Source organism: Priestia sp. D51, from assembly GCF_053345675.1.
The window spans coordinates 1-26,347 of record NZ_JBLTIR010000016.1; the positions used below are offsets into that span (position 1 = coordinate 1).

Genomic DNA, 26,347 nt, shown 5'->3' on the forward strand with positions numbered 1-26,347 from the left:
GCGGTCCTTTTAGCAATCTAGATGCAGCCACTAAGAAAAAAGCCAAAGCTATTATGGATCAGCTTCGCGACGGCACCCTGACTAAGGAACAAGCTGAAGCCAAATTAAAAGAACTTGGCGTAGACTTCCCTGAACATAAAGGTGGTCCTTTTAGCAATCTAGATGCAGCCACTAAGAAAAAAGCCAAAGCTATTATGGATCAGCTTCGCGACGGCACCCTGACTAAGGAACAAGCTGAAGCCAAATTAAAAGAACTTGGCGTAGATCTTCCTGCTAAAAAGAAAGATTTTCTAAATGGTTTAGATGCTGAAACAAAAGCTAAGGCCGAAACCATTTTAGAAAATGCAAAAAAAGAAATTCAAAAACTCGGTGTCACAATGCCGTTTGAAAAGAACGAGCACAAAGTTCAATAACTAAAAAAAGCTACTTGGCTGTTGAGAGCCAAGTAGCTTTTTTATGATGCATTTTTCCGTTTCACTAATGCCATGTATACACCTAATGCTAATAAATCACAGACCATAATCACAATGCCCATCGGCAGAGCATTTTGCCCTCCTCCAAGTCCCACAAGAGGAGCTACGGCTGCTCCGAGCAAGAACGGCAGCAATCCAAGAAGCGCTGAAGCACTTCCCGCATTGGAAGCTTGATTTTGCATAGCAAGTGAAAAAACGGTGGTGTTCACAATTCCTACGCTTGATACAACAAAGAAAAGCAAGATGCAGACCAAAATAACGGACGTGTGAGTAGCAATTACAGCCACTAAAAGCACGCTTCCAACGGCTGCTTGAAGCAAGCCATACATGAGAAGAGTAGCTTCTTTTACTTTACCAGCTAAACGTCCTGTCACTTGAGTAGCTATAATGAGACCAAAACCGTTAATAGCAAAAACAAAGCTGAACATCTGCGGAGACAGCCCGTAAATGTCTTGAAGGACAAATGTAGAGCCTGAAATATAAGCAAACATAGCACTCATAATAAAACCTTGCGCCAGTGCATATCCCACGAAGACACTATCTTTTAGCAATACGCTAAATGTACGCAGTACTTCTGTTAATCCACCTTCTTTACGGCGTTCAGCCGGCAGCGTTTCTTTCAAGCCAAATAAAACGGCAAAAAACATTAGTGCACCAATTACGGCTAACACACCAAATACTCCGCGCCACGACATAACCGTCAGCAGCTGTCCGCCGGCAACCGGAGCCAAAATGGGAGCTAAACCATTTACGAGCATGAGCATGGAGAAAAACTTTGTTAAATCCGAACCTGAAAACAAGTCTCGCACGCTTGCTCTTGAAATAACCATTCCTGCTGCTCCCGCCATACCTTGAATAAATCGTAAAACGATAAAAATCCAAATAGAAGGCGCAAACACGCATAACACAGAGGCAACTGCATAGGTGATTAATGCTGCTACAAGCGGCTTTTTCCTTCCCCGGATATCACTGAATGGCCCCATTACCACTTGCCCAAATGCCAAGCCTAATAAGCAAGCTGTCAGACTAACCTGGGCTAAAGAAGCTGACGTATGCAGTTCTTTAGCAAGCGTCGGCAGCGCTGGCAAATACATATCGATTGATAACGGTCCAAATGCGCTTAGTGAACCCAAAATTAAAATAAATAAAATGCGATTTCCTCGGCTTAAAGACATTCCTTGGGAAATACTTTGCTGATTCATCTATTGTTGTCTCTCCCTTCAGCAGTTTTACAATAGTCTCATCTTAAACCCTCCAGCAACTGGATAGTCAAGACGTAATTCGAATTTGAATTTCCGTCAGCCGCTCTTCTTCATGATGAGAAATAAATGAATCTACAATTCGCCGAATTAAAAAAGGCCCTTCTGCTTTGTATCCTTCGGCTTTAATAAAGTTCAGTAACGTATCGTAATAGACTCCTGTGGTATCTCTCTTTTCTCTCATATAAATAGATGCGTAATCGCCTTCAGGTATTAACGTAACGAGTTCATGCTTAAAAGAAACATCGCTTTCGACCAATAAAAAAATGCCATCGTAATCTGTAAATTGTTGTTTTTTTGTGTTTTCTACAGATAGTATAAACCCTACTTTCCCAATCATAATCGGGGTAATATGACTGATTTTCTTTTTTAAATCACGCAGAACACTTTCAGTTCCGTCTAACGTACCTACCTCTGCTTTTACTTGCACAACTTCACGAGAAGGAAGGTGTTTGATGAACGGGGCTCCTATTTGGTTAATATGTCTCGTCTGTTCTAATTCCTTCATTCGAGTTATTAACTGCGCATTCACTCTTTGAAGGTGACGAATTTTTTCTTTTGTTACCTTCTGATATTCCGCTAAGGTTTCAATAAATTCGTCCAAGCTGCTGTGCTCCATTTTTCTTTTAATTTCTTTTAACGGAACCCCCATCAGCTTTAAATAGACAATGATATCTAATTTCTTAAATTGTTCTAACGTATAATAACGATATCCAGTTTGCGGATCAACTTCATAAGGCTCGAACAGGCCAATTTCATCATAATAGCGAAGTGTTTTAATTGGAATATCGTGCAGTCTGGCCATTTGCCCAATCGTAAATTTGTTTTGCACTATAAGTTCACCTTCTTTATGTAAAGCTGCTTGCACTTAAAGCAAGCAACACCGTAATTCTCATCATTCATTTAGTTCTTGTACAAGCTCTTCCACAATAAGATGTGCAGGCAGTTCTTTTGCCAGCGTAAATCCAGTTCCTGCCCACAAAGAAGTGTACTCTGGATTATTCATTTGTGTAGCTTTTGTTCGAATAGGCTTTGTCATGTAATGAATATAAGGATAAGCGGATGGTGCTGATTTATCATAGGAAATAAAAAAAGCATTCACAAATCCTCTAGCACGTTTCCCTGTAAAAGCTCTTGTAACACCTGTTTCATTAAAACGCTTTTGAAGAATGCTTTCTTTATGAAGAGCACTCGCTCCGCTTTCTGGACAACAAATAAAAGCCGTACCTAACTGCGCAGCAGAAGCACCTTCCTGTAACACGCGTTTAATGTCAGACCCCGTCATCAAGCCTCCCGCAGCAATTAATGGCTTTTTAGTGATTAGACGGACTTCTTTTAGCAAATTTATAAGCGAAAAGTCCACCGAACTCTCTAAAAAAGTAGACCGATGGCCGCCGGCTTCAATTCCTTGCAAGCACAGCGCATCTGCTCCTGCTCTCAAAGCCACTTCGGCTTCTTGAGGTGTTGTAATCGTAACGAAAATATGACTTCCAATTCCCTTTAAGCTTGCTACAATCTCTCGATCCGGGCACCCAAATGTAAAGCTCACAGCAGGTACTCGATGTTTTTGAATGATGTCGAGCTTGGCACTCCATTCATCATCATCATTCTTTGGTATGCCAACTTGACACTCCAAATATCCAGCGGCTTTTGACAATTCTTTTTGATAACAATCAAGTGCATCAACTGCTACTTTTTCATTTGTCGGAACAAACAGATTTACTCCAAAAGGTTTTTTCGTAAGTGAGTGCATCTCTATAATTTCCTGCTCCAATTCACGCGCACTTTTATATCCTGCGGCTAAAAACCCTAGCCCTCCGCTATTAGATACAGCTGCAGCTAGTTTAGGCGTCGAAACTCCTCCTGCCATAGGAGCTTGTACAATTGGATACTCACATATATTTTCCACACTTATCACCTCAGCCCTTCATGCGTTCTCTCTTCATTCTACTACAAAACCAGAAAAAAAAAGCCCTCCAAAAGGGCTTTTCTTCCATATATAGATTACGCTCATTTCAAAAATTGGGATCATAAATGACGCTTAGGAATGCGCACTACCTGACTATTCCCTCAAAGGTTCACCTATGCGGATGGCACTAACCCCGAAAGGGGAGTGACAGCCGCTTAGGTTTAGAAAGCCAGACCTGATTGTTTTTGGATCAGGTCTGGCTTTCTACATCGATTACTTATAGTGGAGGAACTTTACGCATACAGCTTCTGGAACCGTAACGTTAGATTGAAGAAGCGTTAGCTTTCCATTTTCTTGGTCTCTTTCAAACAGCACCAAGTTTCCTGTCTCTTGATTAGACGCCACAATAAATTGTTCCGTTGGATCTAAAACAAAATCGCGCGGCCAGTCGCCTTCAGTGCCTGTCCATTCTACGAATGTTAACTGTCCAGAATCCTGGTCTACTTTGAATGTTGCAATCGAGTTATGTCCGCGGTTTCCTGCATAGACAAAGCGGCCGTCTGAAGAAATGTGGATCGCACTCCCTTGATTATTTTCTGTAAAATCAGCCGGAATTGCTAAAGTAGCTTGTTGTTGAGTAAAGCTTCCTGTGCTTTCATCATACGTTAAAAATAAAACTTCGGAGCTGAATTCTGTCATTGCATACGCATAGCGGCCATTTGGATGGAACGTTAAATGTCTAGGGCCCGAACCAACAGATGTAGAAAGGCTGTTGACTTCCTTCAATTTATTCTCTTCCACTTCATATGTCACAATTTCATCAATACCTAGGTCTACAACCGCCACGTGTTTTTCTCCAGGAGTAAAATCGGCATAGTGTACGTGTGGTTTTCCTTGTTGTCCTTTTTTAAGGTCTGAATGAGGATGTTCCACTACGGATGCTACATATTCAATTTCTCCTGTTTCTTCATTAACAGAATACGTCTCAACGCTCCCTTTATGAAAATTAGCAGATAAAACAAGCGTATTATCTTCATTCACTGAAACGTAGCAAGGAGGCGCGCCGTCTAGCAGCTGTTTGTTTACAAATTTCAATTGCCCTGTGTTTGGATCAATCTTAAAAGCAGCTACGCCGCCTTTTTCTCCTTCTTTAATAACTGTATAAAGATGTTCATTGTCTTTGCTCGCATTTAAGTATGTAGGATTTTCAATTTTAGCCACGGCTTTTACTTCTACAATTTTTTTAGCCTTTGTATCTAACGTAAATGTATAGACACCTTCACTGCCTGCTTTTGTATATGTACCTGCAAATCCAATAAATTTTCCATGTTCACTCATTTTCCTATACCCCTCCTAAAGAATTGTTTTGTTTCATTTATTTTACTATATCATACCGCATTTGTTATAGAGAATGCTCCAATTCAACGTTCATTTATCAGTTTTCCCTACATGCCTAGCGTCAAACCCTTCCTTTTTAAGCCTGCATCTTGCATTTTCCTACCATTGGGCGTTATGATTAAGGATGATTTTATATCGCCCAATAGCAGACGGTTCCTGTATTTCTTAGATTTTTAAATAAAGAAAAATGAACTGATGAATAGTCGACTTCCATCGCTATAACCGCTGCTCAACTTTTTTCGTAAAGTTACATCAAAAAAGGAGTGAACAACAATGATCACATTAAAAAGTGAACGCGAAATTAATTTAATGCACGAAGCAGGTAAATTATTAGCTTCTTGTCATAAAGAAATCGCTAAAATGATCAAACCAGGCATAACAACAATGCAAATTGATAAATTTGTTGAAGAGTACTTAGCAAAGCACGGAGCAACGCCGGAACAAAAAGGATACAAAGGATATCAATATGCAACGTGCGCTTCTTTAAATGATGAAATTTGCCACGGTTTTCCAACAACTAAACCGTTAAAAGACGGGGATATCGTAACCATTGATATGGTTGTAAATTTAAACGGAGGCTTAGCAGATTCTGCATGGACTCATACCGTTGGAGACATTTCAGACGAAGCACAGCGTCTAGTAGATGTTACATACGAAGCGCTTTTAAAAGGAATCGAGCAAGCACAGCCAGGAAACCGTACAGGTGACATCGGCCACGCTATTCAAAGCTATGTAGAAGGCGAAAAATTCTCTGTCGTACGCGACTTCACAGGACATGGAATTGGAAATACCATGCACGAAGCGCCTACAATTCTTCACTACGGAAAAGCTGGCAAAGGTACACGTTTAAAAGAAGGTATGGTTATTACAATTGAGCCAATGGTAAACGCTGGTACATGGCATTCTAAAATGGATAAAAATGGTTGGACTGCTCGTACAACAGACGGTAAATTATCCGCTCAATTTGAACATACGCTTGCGATTACGAAAAACGGTCCTCTTATTTTAACAGCACATTAAAAAACAGCCCTTTTGAGGCTGTTTTCTTAATGTAGAGGAAATTTAATAACAAAAACTGTGCCGCGGGAAGAAGTAGATAATAATTTAATCTGTCCTCCGTGGCTTTCTAGAATACGCTGAGCAATGGGCAGACCAAGACCTGTGCCGCTATCCTTCGAAGTGGAAAAAGGCTGGTACAGCGACTGCTGCATATGAACTGGAATACCTTTTCCAGTATCTTCAATGTATAGACAGTAGCTATCTTCATGAACCTGCGAGTAGATTGTAATGACTCCTTCCCCATCCATGGCTTCCATACTGTTTCGAATTAAATTATGAAGAACTTGTTTGATTTGTTTTTCATCTACCTTTAATACATGCGGCTGCAATTTCACATCGAAAATAAGCTTATCTTTTTCTGTAAATTTGCTTGAGTGAGTAATCAAAGGCAATAACTCATTAATAATATCCTGCATGCTGACTTTTTTCATCACCGGAGTCCCAGGTTTTGATAACAACAGCATTTCTTCAATGATGTAATTAATCCTCTCTAACTCTTTCATAAGCAGAGGCAGGTAAAAACGCTTTTTCTCCTCATCAGAAAGAGACTGATTCATAAGAGATATAAATCCATGAATCACGGCAAGAGGATTACGAATCTCATGAGCAGCTCCGGCTGCCACTTCTCCAACCAAGGCAAGTTTCTCAGACTGATGCATTCGCTTTTCTAATTCTTCGGTATCCGATATATCAATGAAATAAAAAATCCTTCCAATGCTTTCGTTCTTCTCATTAAACAGCTGCGTTTGAGAGGCTAAAAAGCAATAGCACGTCTCTTTCGTTCCAAATAATACTTTTTTATTTTCGTGAATTTCTCCCGAATTCAACATGCTCCAAAATTCAGTATTATATTCAGGACATTCCTTCATATACCCGCAAATATCCTTTTCATCGAGATCTAAAAACTGTTTTGCTGAGGTATTAGCAAATATACTATTTGTCTCATCTTCTATTGTGATAATTCCAACAGGCAGTGAATTTAAGATCTGCTGGCGATATGCTTTATCTTTAATGATTTTCCAAAATGAATCTTCTAAACTAACCGACATTTGATTGATAGAAGCCGAAAGTTGCTTCAGCTCGATTTGCTTTGTGTCTTGAAGAACAAGACCGTATTCTCCGTCTGCAATGTCATTTACTTTTTCAATCATTTGTTCAATTGGTTTCGTGAGGCTCGCACTCATACGATACGAAACATAAAGAGAAGCGACAATAGCACTTACTGTTAAAATCAATAGTAAAATTAATGAATCTTTAATAATAACAGACAGTGTATCTGATAGTGTATCAAGTGAATCAACCGTCTCTTCTTTTGAACTATTAATATCTTTTTTTATCTGATGCAGATCCGGCAAATAATTTCCCTTAAGATACTCTTGTGCTCCCTCTACATCTCCGTACTTCAGTAGTCCCTGCACGTTATTAGAAATCTTAAAATCCAGCAGCTCAATTTTTTCCTTTAATGGAATCAGCAATTTTGGTACAGGCTGCTTATACTTTTCATTGTCTTCAATAACTCGTGTATCATATGATTGATATTCTTCTATCAAAGAGACAGTGGGGTTCTTTAGATTATTTTTCACAATGTATTCTTTTATGTTCAGCTGCTCTTCCCAATAAGAAAGCCACACCATTTGAGGAACATCTTCATCTTTAATTTCGTTGCTTACATGATTCATTTTATCAATGGCATGCACTAAAACTAAAGAGAACCCGCTTAACATGAATGTAATCAAAAGAAGAATCGTTAATATTTGGCTACGGAATGACATGTTGCGAAATAATTGATTCATAATCATCTCTTTCTTTTTCATAGTTACTTCGGCTGTGTAGACATTCTAACTTTCGAATATAATATTTGTTTTTCTTGTTTACTGTACATTGGTCCAAAAGGCGCAAGCTTATAAACACCATCCCGGGCGTCAAGTTTGACTTCTCCAGATGGAAGGCCCTTTTTACTAAAATAGTTCTTCATAATCGCGTTGTAAGCTTGAGGAACATCATTTATCACACTTGTTAAAATAACAGACCTCCCCATATACGCCTGATCATCTAAATATCCTATTACGTACATTCCTTGTGTTTTCGCTTCTTGAATAACTTCTTGATTATATGAATTTCCTTTAGCATAGACGATATCGATGCCTTCATCTTTTAACTCACGGAGCAGCTTTACTGCTTTTGCTCCATCGTCTCGGCTGTTTACCACTCGATAATAAAAAGCAATTGAGGAATCAGACGCTTTTAGGCCTTTTTCAAACCCTGGATTTTTTTCGCGTGCTTCAAATGCATCAATTAATCCAATTTTTTTCGTTCGTGTCTTCATGGCAGCTGCCGTGCCTGCCAGATACTCTATTTTTGTTTGATCAAATGTATATACAGTTTGGTTTTTATAACGTGAAGTACCGTGAATGGTGACGAAATGAACATGAGGATACTTAGGAGCGAGTTCTGTAAAAACGGTAGAAAATTCTCTTCCATGTCCAATTACGACTTTTGTTCCATTTTGAATAACTTTTTCAGCAGCTTCCTTCATTTTTTGGTTCGTATTTACTTCGCTAATAACTTGAGCCGAAACGGGGTACTTCTGCTCGATGTTGATTTTCCCTTTATAAGCTAGACTGCCCCAGCTTTGATCTGTCAGTACATCAGAGGTGAGAATTGCAACGCTTGTGTTTTCTACTTTTTTTGTCGTTTGCTGACTTATAATCCCTTGTGTTTTCGAAATAATAATAATTAAAAACGAAGCGACAACAATCAGGGCAAGCAATAAAATCAGCCTTAACTGTCTTGATCGTTGCATAAACCTTCTCCTTTTTGTTTAGCATACTTTCATTATATAAAAAAAGCATCTAAAAAGACTACATCTTTAACGAAATTCCAACTTTTTTCGACATTTCTTTCATATCTTACCTTTTTTAACACTTTCACTCCAAAAGAAAAAGCAGAAAACATCTGTTTTCTGCTTCGGCCTTCAATCTTCATCTTTTACGTCCATATCTTCAGGGATTGGCTCATTTAGGTATTCTTCAATTTGTTTTTTGTACTTTTCCATTTGCTCTAAATGGGTGTTAAACTGCTCTTTATTTAATAAGTAGTTTTCACCATCAAATATAGCCCTTACTTTTCCTTCTTGAATCAATTTCTGTACATATTCTTCAGGAAAAGATAGATACTCTGCTGCTTCTTTTATCGTTAAATACATCCTGCTCCACCTTTTAGACGTTATAGTGTACTTCTTCTGTAGCTTTAACCATTAACTCATACTGACGCAAGCGAAGCTGAAATAATGTTAACGGATCATAGTAAGCTTCAGGATTGGCTTTCATATGACTTAATACGTCTTGATTTTCATTAATATGTGCCTGTGTTTCTTCAATCGTTTCTTTTAGAACCTCTTTTGGCTTTTCAAAGAATAGTTCAATATCAACTTCTAAATTTTTCTCAAATAAATTAAATTGCATAAAAAACTTTGCCAGCATAGATTCTGTGATATCTTGATAGTCTTGACTTTCAATGTACTTTTTATATTGATTATAAAGTAGCGTTTGATTTTGAAGAATGGAAGAAAACAGTTTTCCTGCTCCTTTTAACAAAAGCTGCGTTGGATTAACGCGAAGTAAAATATTTTCTTCATCCAGCTGAACCCGATTAGCCATACGATTAACGTCGCGGCGCCAGTCGTCCAACACTTTAAAATCGCAGGCTAACGTTAATTTTTGCTCATTGTACATCTTATTTAATGACTCTGCTACTTCTTCAATATCTACTTGACTCGCAATCAGCTCTTCATTTGATGTAGCAATCCAGTCCTTTAAAGAAATGCGGAACTTAGGTAGAACATCTTGCTGCAAGTGCTCTTCCACGCGCATATTCATTTGTTTATTCAGTTCAATATGAACTGTACTAAAATCACTGTCTTCCTTCACTAATTCTGAAGACTTTTTGAGTAAACGAGGAATTTTATTTTTTAGCTTTTTGCTGATATCCTCTTTAATGCCATGATAAGCTGAAACAATACTACTCGCTTTTTCTTGTTCTAAGTCATCCACTCGATGCAAGAAGCCATTTAATCGCACAAGCATATCTTCGTTCCATTTAATACTTTCAATCAAATGATTTTCTGTGTGATTTCTCTTTTCCACTAAGCTCTTTAGCATATTTTGAATGAAGAACAGCAGTCTGCGCGCACGCTCTTCTACTCCAACGTCGTTTGGATCGTAATAGAAATTAGCTTTAATAAACTGAGCCAAGTCTCCGTGGTGCTGACTCGATACGTAGTGAGGCGTATAGGCTAATACATGAGCCTGCGGGAAATCCGCTCCAATGCTTGCTTCAAATTCTTTTGTAATTCGCTCAATCGTTGCTTGATTATAAAGACTGTCCATATTGTTGATGACAAAATGAACTGGCGTATTTGGCGCATATTCTTTAATCTCCAGCAATAATTCTCTTTCTTCATCAAGCAGCGATTCTTTTGCATCAAGCACAAACAGTAAACCATCTGCTAAAGGAGCATATTTAAATGCATCCTGCTCACGCGCCTCTTGTTCTGTAAAGCTTGGCGTAACAATGCATGAACAATTATGCGTATCAAGGAACGCAAAAGGTTTTTTCACTTCTACAAGCGCTTGGTGAGAAGATTGCTCCGCTCCGTCAATCGTTTCCATCGGAATGATTTCTTGATCAGCGATTTGCTGGATAGATTCTTCTTCATCATGAATGAACACAAAGGTTGTTTCGTGATTTTGCAGTACCTTTTCTTCTGTAATCGATCCCACAAATGAAGACGTTGCAGCATTTGTTCCTGTAATTAATAAGTGTGTCGTATGAGCATCTAATAAAAAGTCTACCCACCATTTAAAGGTGTGCCCCACTTCTAAACCATTTTCATTAGCCCATTTAATAATGCCATGGCAAAGCTTGTAGTGATATTCAAGACCATCAATGTCATTACGCGCCTCAAAAATTAATCTGCCTGCATTTTCGATTGTAATGGTATCAATAGTTGACGGAAACTTTTCATTCCATGAAAGCACGGCCGCAGACGGAAATAACGCACGTGACTTATTAGTAATTTTAAGCCAGTTTGTTAATACGTTCGGAATGACTTCATGCAATTCTTTTACAGAATGATCACTTTCCATTAAGTCAGTGTACGTCTCTTGATAAAGAGTTGAAATCTCTTGCCAATAATCATAGAGACCCACTTCAATATTCAAGAAAATATCATTGATAGTTTTAATCCAAGCAAGATAAGGGGGCTGACTCTTATATTGTTTCCATAAAGCTGAGACAAGCTGTTTGAAATATACTTGGTCCACTTTGTAAAATGAAATCATCACTTGATAAAAATAGTTAGGGATAAAGTTTGCTGTATATCCTTTATCTACGTAAGTCTTTAATACCGCAAACCAATTTAACGATTCTGTTCGAATACACTCATCTACCGCAAGCTCTACTGCGCTGTTAAAGTCTTCTTGCTCTTCATAAAATCTTCGCGCAATCGCCGTGACGTTTGGATAATCCGGCTGAGAAGCAACCAGCTCGTTAATAACTTCATAAGCTCGTTCAATATTGTTATGGTCCGTATAAAGCGAAAACAGCTTGAGCGCTATTTCAGCTTTTAATACTTTTGAATCCGTTTCGATGGATAGGTAAAGCTCTTCAGCGAGCGTAGACAACCCCAATTCATAATGCGCGTCGGCTGTATTTTTCTTCGCCCACAGCTTAAACTCGCCATTTACATTCTCCCACTTAAAAATCGCGGATTCAAAATCTTGATTGTGGAAGTACACTTCTCCCTGAGCTAAGCGAATGAGCGATAAGTCGTACCACTCTTTTTGCTGCTCTTCGTAATAAACTTGTCCAAGGACTTTTACAGGCGGCTGATTTTCATTTTCTTGCATAAACGTTTCGTAATATTTCTTTTTCGTTAACTGATATTCTACCGTCATATAGTCTCTCCTTTTTGATGTCAATATTTTATGTACTCTATCAAATTCCCTTTTTTATACTTTTCATACACGATATTTTCTTACTCATATTTTACGCAAAAAAAGCCTCAAGAACTACTCTTAAGGCTTTTTTTATAACTTTTATACTATAAAAATGGCTATTTATCATAAATCGGCGCTGAAATAACAAATATATTAATAAGCATCCCGTCGAAACAGCCCCATTACTTCTACCGTTTCTGTAATATTTACGAAAGCTTCAGGATCAACCGATTGAATTAACTGCTTGAGGTTTGCAAGCTCATAGCGTGAAATCACCGTCATTAATATTTTACGGTCTTCTCTTGAATAAGCTCCTTCACCGTTCATTAACGTCACGCCGCGCACTAAATTGGTAAGAAGCTGCTGCTTCATTTCTTCGCCTTTTCTCGTAATAATGGTTAACGTGAGCTTAATGTGGCGAGTATGAATCGCATCCACTACTTTTCCTGTGACGAAAATCGAAAGCATCGTATATAAAGCTGCGTCCCAATTCACAAAGAAACCTGAAACAAATACAACTACGGCATTCATCGCTGATAATATAGCGCCAAGAGGAAATTCTTTTTTATGCGTAAGAAGCATCGCAATAATATCAAATCCACCTGTCGAAGCCGATTGACGAAAAACAAACCCTACGCCAATTCCAGTTAAAACTCCTCCAAAAACAGCTGACAGAATAGGATCTGTACTAACAGCTCTCAAGGGAATCACGTATAAAGCAATTGATAAAGCCACAACGGACAGCAGCGTATGTAAGACAAACCGCTTTCCTAACTTCATAAAACCAATAATTAAAAGGGGTAAATTCAACAAAAAATTCATTGTTCCCGTGCTTGCAGGCGTTAAAATTCCTATAATCATAGCAATACCGCTAATACCACTGCTTAGCACTTTATGGGGGATTAAAAACCAATTGTATGCAAATCCAATTAATACAGAACCTGCTATAATAGCAATTGCTCTATACATGATGTCCCTTCACCTCTTACCACAAATATAATGTTTTCATTTATTGCTTCTTTATTATAATTCCTAAAATATTGAAAACCTTAAAAAAAGTATATTCAGAAATTTGCTGTGTTGGTGGGGTGGACAAATGTAAAAAAGCGAAAGAAAAAAACTTAGCAGTTTCCTCTTTCACTTTAAATTCAAATCAGTTAACTTTCTATATGAAAAATTTTTTCATTCATTTTTCTATCCTAATTTTCTCATTATCAAAACCAGCTTGTTGATATTCTTCTTCAAATACCATAAACCAATATCCCGTCTGATCTTGAGCACAAATAGCTTTTCTTACTTCACTCATCCCTTTTGAAGTAAAGCTGCACGCATAAATTCTTTCTGAATTAATCTCACCATCGTAATATCGATAAATCATTAAAACATTAGACTTTTGAATAGCATTTTTTTGAAGAATCAATTCGTTCAAATATTTTATCCTTTCAAAAGACTCTACGAACTGAATTCCTATTACATTATGAGGAATATATTCTTCTGTCGTTTGTGAAAATAACTTTTGAATGGTGTCGACATCTTTTGCCCAAACATTTTCTCGTTCTAAGTGTAAGGCCAGATACAAAAAGTATTTATCATCAAATCGAGCATCCCATTTCCACCAAGATAAATCCATTGGTCTAGAACGACCTTTCAAGCAATCAAACTTAGAGTCTTCAATAAAGGCATCAAAACCTAACAGCTCCCCTACATGAGCAAAATAATCAATTTCTCGTTTTGTGAACATGGATCGGTTATGTAGACTTGATAAATTCATTCTTCGATAGCTCCGTACATAACCGTTAAAGAATGACATTAAATTAAAGTATTGCTTTTCCATGAAATATTTCTCCTCTTTTTCACTTAAAAAGAGGCAGCATCCTCAAATGAAAGCTGCCCTTACTCAACAAGCATATTTAGATTATTATTTAACTGTAATAGAATCTATCGTAATTTTTGTTACAGTCTTTTTAGCTCCAGGGTGAACTTTTCCAGACCATTCAACTTTGAGAGTATGTTTTCCTGCTTTTAATCCTTTTTTGTTAAACACTGTAGCTTTATACTGTGGCTTATCAGCGTACAAATCAACCCAATAAGCGGTGCCGTCTAGCGTTACTTTTGCTTGCCCTTGGATATTATCCTTAAGCGTATTTAAAGATACCTCAGTTCCATTAAATACAAACTGCATTCCAGCATTTGCTTCATTTACAGCTTTGTATGATCCTCCTGATGAACTGCTGTTTGACACTTTACTCCAGTTTCCTGTATAAGCCAAATTTGTACTAGTATCTTCGTATACCCCGGCAGTTGCTCCGTACTTCACATCTACTTTATAGCTTCCGCTTCCTTTATAAGCGTATACATCTAAATAATAAACTCCGTCAGCTGATGCTACAAAAGTTAAAGTTTCACTTGAAGTATTCAACTTTTCTGAGTAAGCTACGATACCATCGCTAGAGTTTACAGTTTTTGCATTTTGATTATACAAATACAAATCGAAATCTGTCCCCGCAGCTCCTGATAACGAAACTGTAAACTTTTCGCCTTTTGTTAACTTTACTGAATATACATCATCTTTATCCGTGGAGGCGTTCAAGGTAGAACTTATGCTATTTCCATTTAAAGACACTCCAGGTATTTCTCCATCGATATCAGCTGATACCGCTAATCCAGCGTTAACTAGACCGCCGCTTGCAACTTTTCCTGTTAAAGATGACAGTTTTGTGGTACTTTTCATCAATGTATCTTTTAGCTGTGCGGAACTGAAAGATGGATTTGCTGCTAAAACCAATGATGCTACACCCGTTACATGCGGAGTTGCCATAGATGTTCCACTGAAATAGCCATAACTATTCTCAGGAAGCGTGCTCAAAATAGAAACACCCGGTGCAGCTATATCTACATTTTTACTCCCATAATTCGAAAAGTAGCCTAAATTACCTTGGTTATCTACCGCTGCTACAGAAACGATATTAGGTAAGTCAAAAGCAGCTGGATAAGCGGCATAATAATCAATATTGTCACCATCGTTTCCAGCCGCCGCTATAAACGTAGAGTTTGAGTTTTTAATAACATCATATAAAGCCTGAGAGTACTGTCCGCCTCCCCACGAATTATTAGATATTTTAATACCTTTTGATTTTGCATAATTGATTGCAGCAATGGCATCATCTGTACTACCGCCATCGGGACCAATAAATTTTAAAGGCATGACTTTAACGTTAGGTGCTACACCCATTACACCTACTGAATTTTCCTTAGCGGCGATTGTTCCAGCTACATGAGTACCATGATCATCTTCTGTTTCGTCATAATAAACATCTTCGTTTCCATCATAAAAATTCCAGCCGTTCACATCGTCTACATAACCATTATGATCATTATCTACTCCGTCACCAGGAATCTCTCCAGTATTTTTCCAAATATTATCCTTTAAATCTGGATGATAAATATCTACTCCCGTATCAATTACAGCTACTGTAGTGCTAGCGCTTCCTTTTGTTTTCATCCAAGCACTTTCAGCATTTATATCAATGCCTTTTTTTCCTGCCACTCCATCTATATATTGACCTGTATTTTTCAATCCCCACATATATTGATAATATGGCTCTGAAACAGCGGCTGGTTTATAAATATAGTTAGGTTCAGCATATTCCACAGCGTTGGAAGCATTTAAGCTTTTTAAGATTTCTTTCATAGTTGATACATTCGTATCAAACTTTAACGTTTGAATTCCTAGTTTCTTATCTAACGTTTTATTTAACTTTAACCCTTTTACCTTTGTTTTATCTCCTAGACTACTAAGAGACTTATTCGTTTTAAACTTAACTATAATTTCGTCTTTTATGTATCCTCTTTTTGCATCCGCTTCAGTTATCTTTCCTCTTCTAGTTTCCTTTGTAGAGCTGCTGCTAAATAAATTTTTTTCTTTTTCCTTCACTTTACTAGCAGGAATTTGGATAGTAGGATTCAACTGCTGCGTAGCCTTTTTTACATTAGAAGTACCTGACTCTGCATAACTTGACTCCGCTCCTAGCGTTAATCCAGATACTAATAAACTTACTCCCAATAAAGCACTTAAAGACTTTTTCATATAGGCCCCCCTTATTAATATTCCAAAAATAATACTACAGACCTATAATATCAGAATTTTAAGAAAATATAACTATTTAATTTTAGACATTTTACGACAAAAGAACTATAAAATTGTTTACTTATACCTTTTATTTATAAGGAAAATAAAAGATCGCTATCATTTCATTGATAGCGATCTACGTATTTATCCTCTTATTTTAATGTAAGCACCGCCACATTCTCCACATGCGTCGTATGCGGGAACATATCAACAGGCTGAACTTCAACCGTCTCATAGCCGCCTTTTTCTAGAATAGCTAGATCACGCGCAAGAGTTGCTGGTCCGCATGAAACATAGACAACTTTTTTCGGCTTCATCTCGATGATGGTATTTAAAAGGGCTTCGTCGCATCCTTTTCGCGGCGGATCTACGACGATGACGTCCGCTTTAATGCCTTGTTTGTACCAGTTTGGAATGACGACCTCTGCTTCGCCTACTTCAAATTCAGCGTTGTGAATACCGTTTAGCTCAGCGTTGCGCTTTGCATCTTCAATCGCTTCAGGCACGATTTCAACGCCATATACTTTTTTCGCTTTTTGAGCGAGAAATAACGAGATTGTTCCGATTCCACAGTAGGCGTCAATGACCGTTTCTTCTCCTGTTAAATCTGCATACTCGAGCGCTTTGTCATAAAGCACTTTCGTTTGCTCAGGGTTTACTTGATAGAATGATTTTGCTGAAATGGCAAATTTAACTTCGCCGATATAGTCGTAAATATATTCTTCTCCCCAAAGTACGTTCGTTTGGTTCCCTAAAATGACGTTCGTGCGCTTGCTGTTGACGTTTTGAACAATTGATTTCACGTTCGGCACGGCTTCGATAATGTCTTCTATAATACGCTTTTTGTTTGGCAACTCAGCTGTACGAGTCACAATTACAACCATAATTTCACCCGTTACAAGTCCGTAGCGCGCCATGATATGACGAAGCGAGCCTTTATGCTTTTGTTCTTGGTAAGCAGAAACCCCATGCTTTTCACAGATTGATTTGACAGCTTGAACAACATCATCATTTGCCTGCTGCTGAATCAAACAGGCATCCATGTTAATGATATCGTGGCTTCGCTGCTGATAAAACCCAGCCACCAAACCGCCTTCTCGCTCTGCTACGGGAACTTGAGCTTTGTTTCGATAGCGCCAAGGATCGTTCATTCCTAGCGTCGAATGTACCGGAACGTCAGGTAAATGGCCAATTCGCGCCATGACGTCTTTTACTTGCTTTTGTTTAAATTGCAGCTGTCCTTCATAGCTTACATGCTGCAGCTGACAGCCTCCGCACTGCTTGTAGACCGGACAGGGTGCTTCAACACGCTGCTCACTAATTGTATGGTGCTTAATGAGCTTGCCAAACGCATAGCCTTTTTTTACTTTAATGACTTTTACTTGGCCGCTTTCGCCGGGCAGCGCATTTTGAACGAAAATAGGAAATCCGTTCACTTTCGCTACACCCGCTCCGTCATGCGTTAAATCTTCAAACGCAACATCTATATATTCATTTTTTTCTACAGGTGGTTTTAATTTTTCCATTTATCGTTACATCCTTTTAGTCATTTGAAAATGCTGAACTGATTGTACCATAAGAGCGAAAGCCAAACAAAGGAAAGCATGAAAAAAGATCGCAATTAGGCGATCTCATTTTTTTCCATCAATTCAGCTGTTGCTTTTGGAACAAAGATTTCTACATGGCGATATAAGTTTACAAATTCCCCAGGCAATAACCCACCGTACTCGCCATCTAGATTTAGCTGCATTTTATCATTCGTATGAATTTTAACACGGTTCGCTTTTGTATAAATAATGTGAGGATCATTGATATGTTCTCCTCGCAGCGCAAGTGTCGCAATTCGAATAAATTCAGCTAAATTTGCTTTCTTTAAAATAATTAAATCAAACATGCCGTCATCTAAAGAAGAATCTGGTGCCAGCTTTTCAAAACCGCCGACTGAGTTCGTTAAGGAAACGAGGAAGAACATAATCTCGCCGCCAAAGAATTTTCCGTCATACTCAATTTCAACAGATGTTGGTTTAATAGAAGGAAGCATTTCCATCCCTTTTAAATAGTAAGCTAGCTGTCCAAGCATTGTTTTTAACTTGCTTGGCACTTCATACGTTAATTCAGTTAAACGGCCGCCTCCGGCGATATTTACAAAATAATGCGTTTCTCCGTCGTTTGTTACACAGCCTAAATCAATTGGCTTCGTTACGCCTTCTACAATAACATCAACAGCGCCTTCAATTGTACGCGGAACATTAATGGCACGAGCAAAGTCATTGGTTGTTCCAACAGGAATAATACCTAGCTGCGGACGATAGTCTTGTCCGGCAATACCGTTTACGACTTCATTGATAGTACCGTCTCCACCGGCTGCGATTACAACGTCAAAGTGGCGCTCTACTGCTACTTTGGCAGCTTCTGTTGCATCGCCAGCACAAGTTGTAGCATGACAAGATGTTTCATAGCCTGCTTGCTCTAGCTTTTGCAAAACTTCCGGTAAGTTTTTCTTAAAAATTTCACGGCCCGATGTCGGGTTATAAATAATTCTCGCTCTTTTCATATTCATCATCCTAATAATGATAATTTGTCACAAATCTTTGCCTACTTTTATCAGTGAAAGAATGCCCCCTCACATTACATCATCAACAAGAGGGGGCATGAACAAACATATTATAAAGAAATTAACCTTGATATACAATATTCACGTTTCGGTTTTTATTCATACCTTCAGCGCGATCGCCCTTACTCATAATAAATGTGAGATGGATACCCACCTCACATTTAGTTATCAAATTTAGCGTTTATTAATTTCTTCTAAAAGAATTTTATTAACCATCGGTGGGTTCGCTTGACCTTTTGAAGCTTTCATAATTTGACCAACTAAGAAGCCGATTGCACGATCCTTACCGTTTTTGAAATCTTCAATAGATTGAGGGTTTGCATCTAATGCATCTGTTACGAATTTACGTAAAGTTGCATCATCAGAAATTTGTACAAGACCTTTTTCTTTTACAATTTTCTTTGCATCTCCGCCATTTTCAATTAATTCTTTGAATACTTTTTTCGCAATTTTAGACGAAATTGTACCTTCTTGAATTAATTGAATCATACCAGCTAGACCTTCAGGTGTTAATGCTACATCTGAAAGTTCTTTTTGATTTGAGTTTAAGTAAGCAGAAACTTCACCCATTAACCAGTTAGAAGATAGCTTAGCATCTCCGCCTGCAGCAAGTGTTGCTTCAAAGAAATCAGACATTTCTTTTGTTAGCGTTAATACCATTGCATCATAAGCAGGTAAGCCAAGCTCTTCTACATAGCGCTTTTTACGAGCATCTGGAAGTTCAGGAATCGAAGCACGAACGCGTTCTTTCCACTCTTCGTCGATGTGTAATTCTAATAAGTCAGGCTCTGGGAAGTAGCGGTAGTCGTCAGATCCTTCTTTTACACGCATCAGAATTGTTTCACCCGTAGACTCATCAAAACGGCGTGTTTCCTGCTCGATTAGGCCACCAGACAATAACACTTTTTCTTGACGAATTTCTTCGTGTTCAAGACCGCGGCGCACATAGTTAAATGAGTTTAAGTTCTTTAGCTCAGCTTTTGTACCAAACTCTTCTTGTCCAACTGGACGTAAAGAAATATTGGCATCACAGCGAAGTGAACCTTCTTCCATTTTACAGTCAGATACGCCTGTATATTGAATGATTGATTTTAGTTTTTCTAAATAAGCATATGCTTCTTCAGGAGAACGCATATCTGCTTCCGATACAATCTCAATTAGAGGTGTACCTTGACGGTTGAAGTCTACTAGTGAATAGCCATCGCCTGTATGCGTTAACTTACCAGCATCTTCTTCTAAATGAAGTCGGTTAATACGAATGCGCTTCGTTTCACCTTTCACTTCTACTTCAATCCAACCGTTCTCGCCAATTGGTTTATCAAATTGAGAGATTTGATAAGCTTTTGGGTTATCCGGATAGAAATAGTTTTTACGATCAAACTTTGTATCTGTTGCGATTTCACAGTTTAGCGCAAGCGCCGCTTTCATTGCAAAATCAACTGCTTCTTTGTTTAACACAGGTAGTACGCCAGGATAACCTAAGTCAATTACACTTGTGTTAGCATTTGGAGCCGCACCAAATGCGTTTGGACTTGCTGAGAAAATTTTAGATTTTGTCTTAAGCTCAACGTGTACTTCAAGACCAATAATCGTTTCAAAGTTCATCTTTATCTCACCCCTTACAGTGCTGGTTTCGCTTTATGATGCTCAGTTGCTTGTTCGAATGCATGAGCAACACGATAGATTGTGCTTTCGTCGAAATGCTTACCGATAATTTGTAACCCTAATGGCAATCCATTTGATAAGCCGCAAGGCACAGAAATACCAGGTACTCCAGCAAGGTTTACTGGGATTGTTAAAATATCGTTTGCATACATTGTTAATGGATCATCTGTTTTCTCACCAATTTTGAATGATGGAGTTGGTGTAGTTGGTCCAATGATAACGTCATAGTTTTCAAATACAGACTCAAAGTCTTGCTTAATTAACGTACGTACTTGCTGTGCTTTTTTGTAGTAAGCATCATAATAACCAGAGCTTAACGCAAATGTCCCAAGCATGATACGGCGTTTTACTTCGTTTCCAAAGCCTTCGCTTCGAGACTGCTTGTACATTTCGATTAAGTTCTCAGCATTATCTGTACGGTATCCGTAGCGAACGCCGTCAAAACGAGATAAGTTAGCAGACGCTTCAGAAGAAGATAATAGATAATACGTAGCTAATGCGTATTTAGAGTGTGGAAGCGATACTTCTTCCCAAGTTGCGCCTAGTCCTTCTAACACTTTTAGTGCATCTAAAACAGACTGGCGAGCTTCTTCGCCCACACCTTCGCCTAAGTATTCTTTTGGAACAGCAATTTTAAGGCCTTTTACGTCACCTGTTAAAGCAGATACATAATCCGGTACATCAACATTAGCAGAAGTAGAATCCATTGGGTCTACGCCTGAAATTGCTTGAAGTAAGTATGCATTATCTTCAACAGAATTTGTGATTGGTCCGATTTGATCTAAAGAAGATGCAAATGCCACTAATCCGTAACGAGATACGCGACCATACGTTGGTTTTAATCCAACAACACCGCAATAAGCAGCTGGCTGACGAATTGAACCACCTGTATCAGAACCTAAAGAGAACGGAACTTCGCCTGCTGCTACAGCTGCAGCTGAACCACCGCTAGACCCACCCGGTACGTAATCTAAATTCCATGGGTTGCGCGTTAACTGAAGACCTGAGTTTTCAGTTGAAGAACCCATTGCGAATTCATCCATATTTAATTTACCGATTGTTACTGCTTCAGCTGCCTGCAGTTTTTGAACAACTGTTGCATCATAAATCGGATCAAAGTTTGCTAGAATTTTACTAGAGCAAGTTGTACGTAAATCTTTTGTGACAATATTATCTTTTACACCGATCGGCATACCAAATAATAGGCCAAATTCATCTTTTGTTTGTAATGCTTCATCTAGCTCTTTTGCATAAGCACGAGCATTGTCTTCATTAAGCGCTAAGAACGCACCTACTTTATCATCTACTTCATTAATACGTTTGTATGATTCGTCTACTAAATCTTGTACACGTACTTCTTTCTTGTGTAAAAGACTATGTAGTTCTGAAAGTTTACGATCGAATAAAGACATCGTAAAGCCTCCTTCCTTATTCTAAAATAGTTGGTACTCGAATGTAGCCATCCTTGTGGTCTGGCGCGTTTTTTACTACGTCTTCAATTGGTAAGCCTTTAGCTGGCTTATCTTCACGCATCACGTTTTTCATATCCAATACGTGAGAAGTTGGTTTTACATTTGTAGTATCTAGCTCATCTAATTGTTCTGCATATGTAATAATAGCATCTAATTGTTTTGTAAATAGTTCTGCTTCGTCATCCGTCACCGCAAGTCTCGCTAAGTTTGCAACGTGTTTTACTTGATCAACAGAAATTCTTGACATGTTCCTTCACCTCCGAATATTCGTCCCACTACAATATACTGATAATACCAAACTTCACTAGCAACAGGCAACATTTCTGAGACTAGTTCCTAAAATATTAAAAACCCCGCCAGACAAGACAGGGCTTACATTTATCACTTCTATTTTATACCAAATCTATTTCATTCAAACAACATTCCATACTTTTCCTTCGTCATAAAATATTTCTCTCTTGCATAGGTATAAAATAACCTTCTTTGTAGAAAAGATAGATAGAAAGAGAAACATGCTTTAGAAGAACACACCACCATGTTTTAATTTCACTAGTCTTTGGGAAAGTAAACAAAACGAATAACTACTTTACCGTAAAAGAGGTGCTATAAAAATTGAATAAAATACTTATACAGTCAGTCATCCACCAGCGCCCTGTGTATCAGCAAAGCGGAAGATGGTTTGTATTAGATGAAGAATTCAAGTGGGATTTATCCACCTTGCAAAAAGATGTTTTTGCTTGTTTAAATAAAGCCTTTCATATTCCTATCATTTTTTGTGATTCATGTGAAGCCAATAAAATTGTCTCCGCTCTTGGAGAAGAAGAAGCAGAATACCTGCAGTTTGCCTCAGGTGTTTACTGGCGAGAAGTCGGCATTATATTTATTTTTAAATTTGATGACTACCTTCCGCTTGTTGAAACCACCTTTCACGAGCTGCGTCACTATATTCAAGATCACATCCCTTATTATCAGAAAGAATTTGAGCTGGATAAAAAACGCCCGTATGAAGAGCGGACAACCGAACAAGATGCGTTTGCATTTGCTGCTTATTATCTTGCTAAGTTTACAAGACAAAATTCTCATGCCATTCCTTCATAAAAGGCAATTTCATAGAATTAGAAAAAGACACTGCTTTCGCAGTGTCCTTTTTGCTTACTCTTCGTAAATATGAACGAACGGCTTGTCTTCATCTGCTTTTCTAACAATGAGAGCTTCCGGTCCGCTTACTGAGTTAATAGAGATACTCGTTTCCATATATGAAGGGAAATGATCAAGCATTAAACCAGCAACGTACTGAGTAAATCCTACAATTTCACCTTTTCCGTAAAATTGTACGGGAATATCAATCGTCATTTTTTGAAGCTGTCCATCTTTGTAATACCCTTTCCCTACTACGCTTGTAAAGTTCGGGAAGTAGTCTTCGATTTGCGCTTTAAACTCATCAAATTTCATCGCATCGTCTCGATGGTCTTTTGTTGCATCTGATGATGGGAATAAATAATATTTCTCATCTAAATTATCCCAGCTGCCAACAGCCGTATCATTTGAACCTGCATTTCCGACAGCCATGAAGTTACCTGGCGTTAAAGAAGCCTTAGCACTTTGTTTGAATAGTGCTACTCGAATTGGAACGTTTTCTAAGCCCTTGATATTACGCATACGCTGCACAATTTCATCGGCCATCTTTTTGCCTTGCTCTTCAATATTTTTATCGGTTAGTTGTTTTTCACGGGCATAACCATTTTCCTCTGTATAATAATGAACAGAATTCATCGCCAGACCAATTGTGACGCCTCCAAGTTTTACCTTATCGTCTCCGTCTTGAATAAGGTAATCTTGCTCAGTAATGTTCGCTAAGTACATTGGACTTGTTTCGTTACGAGTTTTCAAATCGCCTTTTTCTGTATCAATTGGGTTTAACCCAGTGTTTTTAAGCTTCTTTTTCGCCGTATCATCTTTTGCTTTGCTTTGAAGATCTTTAAACTGTTTATCACTCAGCTTACGGCTTAACCATGAGCGAATGGTATCTTTATCAAGGTACTGGCCTTCTTGATACACATATTTTTTCGGAGAATAGCTATCTGTCGATAAGCGCATTAAGCCTGTTTCAAATTCTTGCGCATCCAAGCGGTTATTTAAGTTTGCTGCTACTAAGCCTCTTGCCACTCCCGCTTTAAATGGAAGAATTGTTCGGTAATAATCGTCTGAAATACTATACTTCGGAATAACTGCTTTTTCTTTCTTGTTGTTGGTTTGTTGAACAGTCTCTTTATCGTCCGAAAGGTTCGGTGCACACGCTGAAGTTACAAGCATGACCGCAAGAGAAAGTAACAATATCTTTTTCAACTACACACACCTCTTATTTATTTAATTCCGTAAGTAGCCTTGCTTCATCCCATACTTCAATTTCAAGCTCGTTAGCTTTTGTCAGTTTGGAACCAGCCTCTTCCCCTGCCACAACAAGGTCTGTCTTTTTACTTACGCTTCCTGTGACTTTACCGCCAAGTGCTTCAATTTGTGCTTTTGCCTCATTGCGAGATAGCTGTTCAAGCTTACCTGTTAATACAACGGTTTTACCAGCAAAAACAGAATCTACATTTTCTACACTTACAAGCTTGGGTCCTTTGTATGTAAGGTTTACTCCATACTCTTTTAATTCATGTATAAGTTCTTGAACCTCTTCTTGTGTAAAGTAAGCGACAATAGCATCAGCCATTTTGGCACCAATTTCATTAATTGCCACTAATTCATCATACGTTGCTTTTGTTAACTTGTCTATGGTTTCAAAGTGCTGAGCTAACGTCTTTGCAGCTTTTGCTCCAACGTGGCGAATGCCCAAACCAAAAAGCAAACGCTCAAGTGAATTTTCTTTAGAAGCTTCGATGGCCGCAATCAAATTATCAGCAGATTTCTCACCCATGCGCTCAAGCTCGATTAACTGCTGTTTTGTCAGCGTATAAATATCTGCTACATCTTTAATTAACTGTTCACGAAATAATTGTGATATAACTTTTTCACCAAGTCCATCAATGTTCATCGCATTGCGGGACACGAAATGAATAAGTCCTTCACGAATTTGAGCAGGACAGCTTGGATTAATGCAGCGAAGCGCAACTTCTCCTTCTAAACGCACCAGTTCACTTTCACATTCAGGGCAGTGAGTAGGCATCGTAAACTCTTGCTCTTCTCCCGTTCGCTTCTCTTCAATTACATTCACTACTTCAGGAATAATATCTCCTGCTTTTTTTACCACGACATAATCGCCGATGCGAATGTCCTTTTCACGAATCAAATCTTCATTATGAAGAGACGCACGCTGTACCGTCGTACCTGCTACTTGAACCGGCTCCAAAATAGCTGTTGGCGTAATGACACCTGTCCGGCCTACCGTCAGCTCAATATTTACAAGCTTGGTTACAACTTCTTCAGCAGGAAACTTATAAGCAATAGCCCAGCGTGGACTCTTGGCCGTTGTTCCAAGCTCAGCCTGCTGATCAAATGAATCTACTTTTACAACAATGCCATCAATATCATAAGATAGTTCTGGACGTTTCGTTTGCCAGCTTTCGATATAAGCAATCACATCATCAATGGTTTCACACGTCTGTCTTTCCTTATTTGTTTTAAAGCCAAGATCATCGAGTAAATTCAAACTTTCGCTGTGAGAGTCGATTTCTAATTCTCCTGTATCAGTCATGGCATAGACAAAGATATCTAAATTACGTTTTGCCGCAATTTTAGGATCTAGCTGACGCAGTGAGCCAGCAGCTGCGTTACGGGGGTTAGCAAACGGAACTTCATCCCTTTCCATTTTTGCTTCATTAAGTGCTTCGAATGATTTTCTCGGCATAAATGCTTCTCCGCGAACTTCCATTGATAACGGTTCTTTAATTCGCAGTGGAATCGAGCGAATTGTTTTTAAGTTTTCAGTAATATTTTCACCAGTCGTACCATCTCCGCGCGTAGCACCCAGCACTAAGTATCCATCTTCATAGCGAAGAGATACAGCAAGGCCGTCAATTTTAAGTTCGCATACATAAGAAAACTCATCTCCAACGGCTTGGCGCACTCGGCGATCAAAATCTCGAAGGTCTTCTTCATTAAATGCATTTCCTAAACTTAGCATAGACGTTTGATGCTGAACCTTCTCAAACGCATCGAGCACTTGGCCGCCGATGCGCTGAGTAGGTGAGTCAGCTGTTTTTAATTCTGGAAACGATTCTTCTATTTCAATTAACTCATTCATTAATTTATCGTATTCTGCATCTGGAACAGATGGCTGATCTAACACATAATATTCATAACCATATTGATTTAATAAGTCACGTAATTCTTGAACGCGTGATTTTGCTGTCTCAAACTCCATATTC

Annotated in this window: 20 protein-coding genes and 1 pseudogene; 3 read left to right on the forward strand and 18 right to left on the reverse strand. The window is 38.5% G+C overall.

Annotated elements, in window-relative coordinates:
* A pseudogene (locus ACNHOZ_RS27190) lies at positions 1 to 413 on the forward strand (hypothetical protein); the annotation flags it as partial.
* 41 nt (positions 414 to 454) lie between these two features.
* Here ACNHOZ_RS27190 and ACNHOZ_RS27195 read toward each other — a convergent pair.
* The 4 genes from ACNHOZ_RS27195 to ACNHOZ_RS27210 all read right to left on the reverse strand — a co-directional run bounded on the left by ACNHOZ_RS27195 (position 455) and on the right by ACNHOZ_RS27210 (position 4,979).
* A complete protein-coding gene (locus ACNHOZ_RS27195; protein ID WP_048021535.1) occupies positions 455 to 1,675 on the reverse strand; it encodes a multidrug effflux MFS transporter in 1,221 nt (406 codons plus the stop codon).
* Positions 1,676 to 1,742: 67 nt separating this feature from the next.
* Positions 1,743 to 2,564 (reverse strand): MerR family transcriptional regulator, encoded by an 822-nt coding sequence (locus tag ACNHOZ_RS27200; protein ID WP_048021534.1) that lies wholly within the window; start codon positions 2,562 to 2,564, stop codon positions 1,743 to 1,745.
* Positions 2,565 to 2,627: 63 nt separating this feature from the next.
* Positions 2,628 to 3,641 carry a nitronate monooxygenase gene (locus ACNHOZ_RS27205; protein WP_080968676.1) on the reverse strand — a complete coding sequence of 338 codons (1,014 nt, stop codon included), beginning with the start codon at positions 3,639 to 3,641 and terminating at the stop codon, positions 2,628 to 2,630.
* 273 nt (positions 3,642 to 3,914) lie between these two features.
* Positions 3,915 to 4,979, reverse strand: coding sequence for a lactonase family protein (locus tag ACNHOZ_RS27210; protein WP_033580820.1), 1,065 nt, complete (start codon positions 4,977 to 4,979; stop codon positions 3,915 to 3,917).
* Between the two features lie 333 nt (positions 4,980 to 5,312).
* Here ACNHOZ_RS27210 and map point away from each other — a divergent pair, with 333 nt between their 5' ends.
* Complete coding sequence (gene map, locus ACNHOZ_RS27215) at positions 5,313 to 6,059, forward strand: type I methionyl aminopeptidase (RefSeq protein ID WP_025752900.1); 747 nt, start codon at positions 5,313 to 5,315, stop codon at positions 6,057 to 6,059.
* 26 nt (positions 6,060 to 6,085) lie between these two features.
* On the opposite strand, the gene ACNHOZ_RS27220 is transcribed toward map, so the two are convergent.
* The 12 genes from ACNHOZ_RS27220 to gatC form a co-directional block, all read right to left on the reverse strand.
* A complete protein-coding gene (locus ACNHOZ_RS27220; RefSeq protein WP_048021532.1) occupies positions 6,086 to 7,891 on the reverse strand; it encodes an ATP-binding protein in 1,806 nt (601 codons plus the stop codon).
* A 23-nt stretch (positions 7,892 to 7,914) separates the two neighbouring features.
* Positions 7,915 to 8,901, reverse strand: coding sequence for a BMP family ABC transporter substrate-binding protein (locus ACNHOZ_RS27225; protein WP_048021528.1), 987 nt, complete (start codon positions 8,899 to 8,901; stop codon positions 7,915 to 7,917).
* Between the two features lie 171 nt (positions 8,902 to 9,072).
* Positions 9,073 to 9,303, reverse strand: coding sequence for a helix-turn-helix domain-containing protein (locus ACNHOZ_RS27230; protein ID WP_013055062.1), 231 nt, complete (start codon positions 9,301 to 9,303; stop codon positions 9,073 to 9,075).
* 13 nt (positions 9,304 to 9,316) lie between these two features.
* Positions 9,317 to 12,055, reverse strand: a complete 2,739-nt coding sequence (locus ACNHOZ_RS27235) for a GTPase domain-containing protein (RefSeq protein WP_048021527.1) — start codon at positions 12,053 to 12,055, stop codon at positions 9,317 to 9,319.
* 195 nt (positions 12,056 to 12,250) lie between these two features.
* Positions 12,251 to 13,066, reverse strand: a complete 816-nt coding sequence (locus ACNHOZ_RS27240; RefSeq protein WP_013055060.1) for a YitT family protein — start codon at positions 13,064 to 13,066, stop codon at positions 12,251 to 12,253.
* 217 nt (positions 13,067 to 13,283) lie between these two features.
* Positions 13,284 to 13,931 carry a hypothetical protein gene (locus tag ACNHOZ_RS27245; RefSeq protein ID WP_048021526.1) on the reverse strand — a complete coding sequence of 216 codons (648 nt, stop codon included), beginning with the start codon at positions 13,929 to 13,931 and terminating at the stop codon, positions 13,284 to 13,286.
* Positions 13,932 to 14,015: 84 nt separating this feature from the next.
* Positions 14,016 to 16,184, reverse strand: a complete 2,169-nt coding sequence (locus ACNHOZ_RS27250; RefSeq protein WP_053074089.1) for a S8 family serine peptidase — start codon at positions 16,182 to 16,184, stop codon at positions 14,016 to 14,018.
* 194 nt (positions 16,185 to 16,378) lie between these two features.
* Positions 16,379 to 17,752, reverse strand: a complete 1,374-nt coding sequence (rlmD, locus tag ACNHOZ_RS27255) for a 23S rRNA (uracil(1939)-C(5))-methyltransferase RlmD (RefSeq protein ID WP_048021525.1) — start codon at positions 17,750 to 17,752, stop codon at positions 16,379 to 16,381.
* Positions 17,753 to 17,847: 95 nt separating this feature from the next.
* The gene (locus tag ACNHOZ_RS27260) at positions 17,848 to 18,780 is read right to left on the reverse strand and encodes a diacylglycerol kinase (RefSeq protein WP_168761423.1); all 933 of its coding nucleotides are present in this window, start codon (positions 18,778 to 18,780) and stop codon (positions 17,848 to 17,850) included.
* Between the two features lie 234 nt (positions 18,781 to 19,014).
* Complete coding sequence (gene gatB, locus ACNHOZ_RS27265; protein WP_013055057.1) at positions 19,015 to 20,445, reverse strand: Asp-tRNA(Asn)/Glu-tRNA(Gln) amidotransferase subunit GatB; 1,431 nt, start codon at positions 20,443 to 20,445, stop codon at positions 19,015 to 19,017.
* 14 nt (positions 20,446 to 20,459) lie between these two features.
* A complete protein-coding gene (gene gatA, locus ACNHOZ_RS27270; RefSeq protein ID WP_013055056.1) occupies positions 20,460 to 21,917 on the reverse strand; it encodes an Asp-tRNA(Asn)/Glu-tRNA(Gln) amidotransferase subunit GatA in 1,458 nt (485 codons plus the stop codon).
* 16 nt (positions 21,918 to 21,933) lie between these two features.
* Positions 21,934 to 22,224 carry an Asp-tRNA(Asn)/Glu-tRNA(Gln) amidotransferase subunit GatC gene (gene gatC, locus ACNHOZ_RS27275; RefSeq protein ID WP_013055055.1) on the reverse strand — a complete coding sequence of 97 codons (291 nt, stop codon included), beginning with the start codon at positions 22,222 to 22,224 and terminating at the stop codon, positions 21,934 to 21,936.
* Positions 22,225 to 22,589: 365 nt separating this feature from the next.
* On the opposite strand from gatC, the gene ACNHOZ_RS27280 reads away from it, so the two are divergent.
* Entirely contained in the window at positions 22,590 to 23,075 is a 486-nt protein-coding gene (locus ACNHOZ_RS27280) for a DUF3920 family protein (protein ID WP_048021524.1), read from the forward strand.
* Positions 23,076 to 23,129: 54 nt separating this feature from the next.
* Here ACNHOZ_RS27280 and ACNHOZ_RS27285 read toward each other — a convergent pair whose 3' ends face one another.
* Positions 23,130 to 24,323 carry a CamS family sex pheromone protein gene (locus ACNHOZ_RS27285; RefSeq protein ID WP_033580828.1) on the reverse strand — a complete coding sequence of 398 codons (1,194 nt, stop codon included), beginning with the start codon at positions 24,321 to 24,323 and terminating at the stop codon, positions 23,130 to 23,132.
* A gap of 13 nt (positions 24,324 to 24,336) precedes the next feature.
* Entirely contained in the window at positions 24,337 to 26,343 is a 2,007-nt protein-coding gene (gene ligA, locus ACNHOZ_RS27290) for an NAD-dependent DNA ligase LigA (protein WP_168761424.1), read from the reverse strand.
* Between the last annotated feature and the right edge of the window lie 4 nt (positions 26,344 to 26,347).